Raw genomic sequence first — 4,247 nt, 5'->3', positions numbered from 1 at the left:
ACTGCGAGGGGCGAGCGCCCTGGCTCGCGGGCGGCTTTCAACGCGGCGGGACGTCCCTCAGGGTACGTGCAACGCGAGGGCCTTCATCGAGGGCCGCCCTGGCCGCGCCTTTTTCGATGGCCCGCCATGGCCCAGGCACCGCCGGGCAGCGCCTTGCCATGGGCGATTCCCTGCTGCGTCATGAATGAGTACAGGAGAGATGGAGGCCCTGTTGAAGGTGGCGGCAGGTGCAGAAGGGCCGAGGAGGGCCGCTGATGGGGGCCGCTCGGGCTGTGCACCGGGCCGGTGCAGACGCGGTGCAGCCCCCTTGGGGCACACGCCTGCTCCGCCGAGCATGTTGCTCGTCCTCACCGGCCAGGGGCTGACCGTCCTTCGGGGACCGTAGGACGGCCCGAGGCCTCCGCCTCCTTCACCAGCGTGTCGATGTCCTGGGTGTAGTCGCCGGAGCTGGGGAGCAGCACGCTCGCCCTCCGGCGCAGCTCCGCGACATACGCGCTGTCCCGGTAGAGCGCCGGGGGCGGGTCCACCCGAGGGTCCGCGGCGCCGAGATACAGCATGGCGTCGAGCTGGGCCTCCAGCGCGGGAAAGTCCTCGGGGCGGAGCGTCACCGGCGTGGGCTTGCCATCGACCATGCGGGAGATGCGGATGGTGCCGGCCATGAGGAGGGAGGAGCTCCGCGCTCCCAGGCTCGTTCCGCCCAGGTGCACGAGCGTCCCCGGGCGCCACGCCACGACCTGGGATGCGATGGCGTCCCTGGGGCCGAAGACGGTCCACACCAGGAAGGCCTTGCCCGGGTAGCGCTGGGCGAGCGCGTCACCGAGGAACGCCTGGTTGAGCGGCTGGGGTTGGAAGCCGCCTGCCGGACCGAGGCGGAGCAGGTGGCCCTTGCCGATGACAACCAGCGCGTGCCGTCCCCGGGAGAGCACTTCTTGCTCGATGAGCCGGAAGATGTGCGGATCGCGGTAGTCGTAGGCCGGAGAGAAGTCCTCCGGGGCACGGACGGCCTCCCAGTCGATGGGCGGGTCCCCGAGAAGTACTCGCAGCCGCTTCTCCGGGGGAAGCTTGCTGTTGACGTCCCGGACGGTGGCGAAGAACTGCTCGTAGAGCGGCGAGTCCCAGACGAGCAACTGCGTGGTGTCGCGCCACACGCGCCGAAGCTGCTCCGCCGGTACGGCTTCCCCGGCGACGTAGCGGTCCATGAGCGACTGGTATCGCGCGTTTCCGAACTCCACGACGATGTCCTGGAACGCACCGGGGAAGCGCGGCTCCCGGACCAGGCGGAGGAGGAAGTCATGCACCACCGCGCTGCGGTGGCTCTCACCGACCCCGACGATGGGATGGGTTCGAGCCGCGTCCAGAATCGCCGACACACCTTCGATGGGGACGGGAGCGGGCCTGGGGGACGTGGGCGCGGGGGACGCCGTCAGCAGGACACCGAGCGTGAGGACCATGGCGGTGAGCATCGAGGAAGCATACCACTCGCGGCGTCCTCTCCTTCTTCGACTCCTTCCTGGCCGCTGCCTCAAGCGCCACGCTCACCTCCTCCTCAACTGCCGCGACGGGGTTGCTGGCGGCGGAGAGCCTCGCGGTGATGGGCCCGGTGGCGCCCGCGCTGGCAGTGGAGCTCCGCGTCTGGCAAGGCCCTCAGTCGAGCCGCAGCAGGACGTCGCCATCCGGTGCCCGCAGCCACAGCAGGGCGGGCGCTGGACTCGCCCCGCTCCGTTGCACCTCCCAGACGACCCGGACCTTCTCGCCCGGCTTCACCGTCACCTGCGTCCGCCGGCGCTCGTTGAACCACAGGCTGCCCAGGGCCATCGCTTCCGTGAGGCCGTTGCTCCGCACCAGCACGGCCGCCGGAAGCGTGTCCGACTCGGGGTCCGCCGGGTCGACGCGCAGCGGCGCTCCCTTCCCCTGCTTCAGCTCCACCTCCACGCGGCACGCGCCCGTGACACTCGCCCGCCCATTCACGGGCGTGCCCCCACAGCGCGCCGCGATGACCCGGGCCTCCTGCCGTCCCTGGAGGACGGGCACCCACTCGCCCGCCTTGGGGCGGGCTTCCGCCTTCTTCCGCACGGAGGCCTCGGCCTCTTCCAGCCAGCGTGACTCGAAGGCATCGAAGCGCTCCAGCAGGGGCTGCATCCGCCTGTCCGCCCAGCCCACCAATGCGGCCACGTGGCCCAGCGCGGCCCGCGCCTGGAACACCTCCCACGTGGGGTATCCCCAGTGGTCCTCCAGCGCGCGCGGCCGGGTGCGCTCCAGCGCCCCGAGCTGCCGCTCCGCCGCGTCCAGATACCGGGGCACGTGTGCCTTCACCTGCCCCGGCAGCAACACCCCGCACGACATCTGCACGGGCCGCGATGCCGCCAGCAGCGGGAAGGCCCCCGCGTAGCGGGCCTTCATGGTGCCCACCGACTCGTTCGTGAAGACGTCCCGGTCCATGATGCGAAGGCGGGCCTCGTCCCCCTCGCGGAGCTGCACGCCGGGCATGGACAGGTACATCACGTTGCTCTCTTCGCGGCCCCGCACCGTCACCTGGGGATGGCTGCCCAGCCGCATCGAGACCAGCAGGTCCGGCGCGGCAAGGAGGTCGAGCCGCTCATTCACCACCACCACCTGGCACAGCACGACGCCCGGAGGCATCTCCTTCTCCTTCACGGGCCGGCTCGCCTCCGTGAAGAGCCCCACCGGGTCCGCGAGCTGCGGCGCCGCCGCGCTCATCTCCGGCACCCAGCTGGGAGCGGCGGCGATGTTCTCCTTCACCGTCGGCAGCCCGTCCGTGGGCGCCCGCTGCGAGGCGCTCGCCCGCTTTGGAGGCTTCACGCGCGGCGGCTCGGGCATCTCCGGCGGAGGCCAGAGCCGGGGGAGGACCGCCCGCGGGGCCTCTTCCTGCGCGGGGGCCGGCGCCGCTTGCTCCTCGAGCGGGAACGTACCCCCACAGCAGCAGCAGCCCGTCAGCTCCCAGGCGGCCACGAGGGCAAGCAACATCGCGGCGAGCGAGCGGCCCCGCCGCGGGACTGCGCTCACCGTCCCCTCCCGTACTCCTGCTTCCCGTTCCATGAGGCCTCATTGAAGCGGGTGGGAGGCCTCTCGAAAAGACAAAGGCGGTCGCTTCAGCCAGCCACCGCCCTCAGGTAGCGCTCGAAGGACGCATCGACGGCCGCTCGCCCGCCACCGAGGATGTTGCGCCCCCAGGTGTAACCGTAACGTCCTCGAAGCCGTAGGGCGCCAGGCGCTCGCGCATGCTCCGCACGTCGCCCGGCCTCATCGGGATGAAGTTGGGATAGCTGTACATGAAGGTGACGTGCCGCCGGTCGGAGACGACCAGCAGCGCGTCGCCTGGGAACAGCGCGCCCCCCCCGCGCGAGGGCCCTGCCTCCAGTAGAGGGGCATGACGGAGGCTCCAGGGGAAGGGACTTCAGCGAGGCGCCGGGGCCGGGCCCTGCTGGAACAGGACCCGGTTCGCCTCCGCGGACAGGGCGGGCTTCTTCGCGTACACGTCCTCGACGGAGTCGTAGACGCGCTGGGTGGCGGGCCGCCGGGTGATGCGCTCGAACCAGCGCTCGACGTTCGGAAAAGACGGGAGCGCCTGGCCGTGCGCCGCGTGGGGAGCGACCCAGGGGTAGCAGGCGATGTCCGCGATGGAGTACGCACCACCCGCGAGGTAGTCCCGGCCTTCGAGCCTGCGGTCCAGCACGCCATAGAGGCGTGACACCTCTCGCGTGTAGCGCTCGATGGCCGCGGGCAGGGGCTCGGGTGCGTAGACGCGGAAGTAGCCCGCCTGGCCCGCCATCGGTCCCAGTCCCGAGACCTGCCAGAACAACCACTGCAGGCACTCGAGGCGGGCGCCGCCGTCCGCGGGCAGCAACTGGCCGGACTTCTCGGCGAGATAGAGCAGGATGGCGCCGGACTCGAACACCGGCAGCGGGGCGGACCCGTACAGCGGCGCGTGGTCGACGATGGCCGGAATCTTGTTGTTGGGAGAGATGGCGAGGAACGCCGGCGCGAACTGCTCCCCGGCCGACAGGCGGACCGGAACGAGCCGGTAGGGGAGGCCGGTCTCTTCCAGGAAGAGGCGAATCTTCAGGCCGTTCGGGGTGGGGCTGAAGTACAGGTCAATCATCAGGGCACTCTGGTCGTGGCCGTGAAGTGCTGCCACGCAGGTGCCCACACTAAACAGCTTCGGGGAAGTGGCTAAAGACGGGGAGGGTTGAATGGTCAGAAGGGGGGATGGACATGAACTCTCCTCC

3 protein-coding genes are annotated in these 4,247 nt (G+C 70.7%); all 3 read right to left on the bottom strand.

Annotation, left to right across the window (positions count from 1 at the left end):
- Positions 1-347: 347 nt before the first annotated feature.
- Positions 348-1,463, bottom strand: a complete 1,116-nt coding sequence (locus K8638_RS43925) for a hypothetical protein (protein ID WP_223760765.1) — start codon at positions 1,461-1,463, stop codon at positions 348-350.
- 181 nt (positions 1,464-1,644) lie between these two features.
- On the bottom strand, positions 1,645-3,024 hold the full coding sequence (locus K8638_RS43920) for a hypothetical protein (protein ID WP_223760764.1): 1,380 nt from the start codon (positions 3,022-3,024) through the stop codon (positions 1,645-1,647).
- Positions 3,025-3,415: 391 nt separating this feature from the next.
- Positions 3,416-4,120: a glutathione binding-like protein gene (locus K8638_RS43915; protein WP_223760763.1), complete on the bottom strand. Its 705-nt coding sequence runs from the start codon at positions 4,118-4,120 to the stop codon at positions 3,416-3,418.
- Positions 4,121-4,247 lie beyond the last annotated feature (127 nt).

The organism is Myxococcus sp. RHSTA-1-4 (assembly GCF_020037125.1).
GTDB lineage: Bacteria > Myxococcota > Myxococcia > Myxococcales > Myxococcaceae > Myxococcus.
This window is presented reverse-complemented; position numbering and strand designations above follow the sequence as displayed.

Excerpts from the sequence above, each read along its gene's own strand:
- K8638_RS43915 (WP_223760763.1), bottom strand. The coding sequence starts at position 4,120 with ATGATTGACCTGTACTTCAGCCCCACCCCGAACGGCCTGAAGATTCGC.
- K8638_RS43925 (WP_223760765.1), bottom strand. The coding sequence starts at position 1,463 with ATGCTCACCGCCATGGTCCTCACGCTCGGTGTCCTGCTGACGGCGTCC.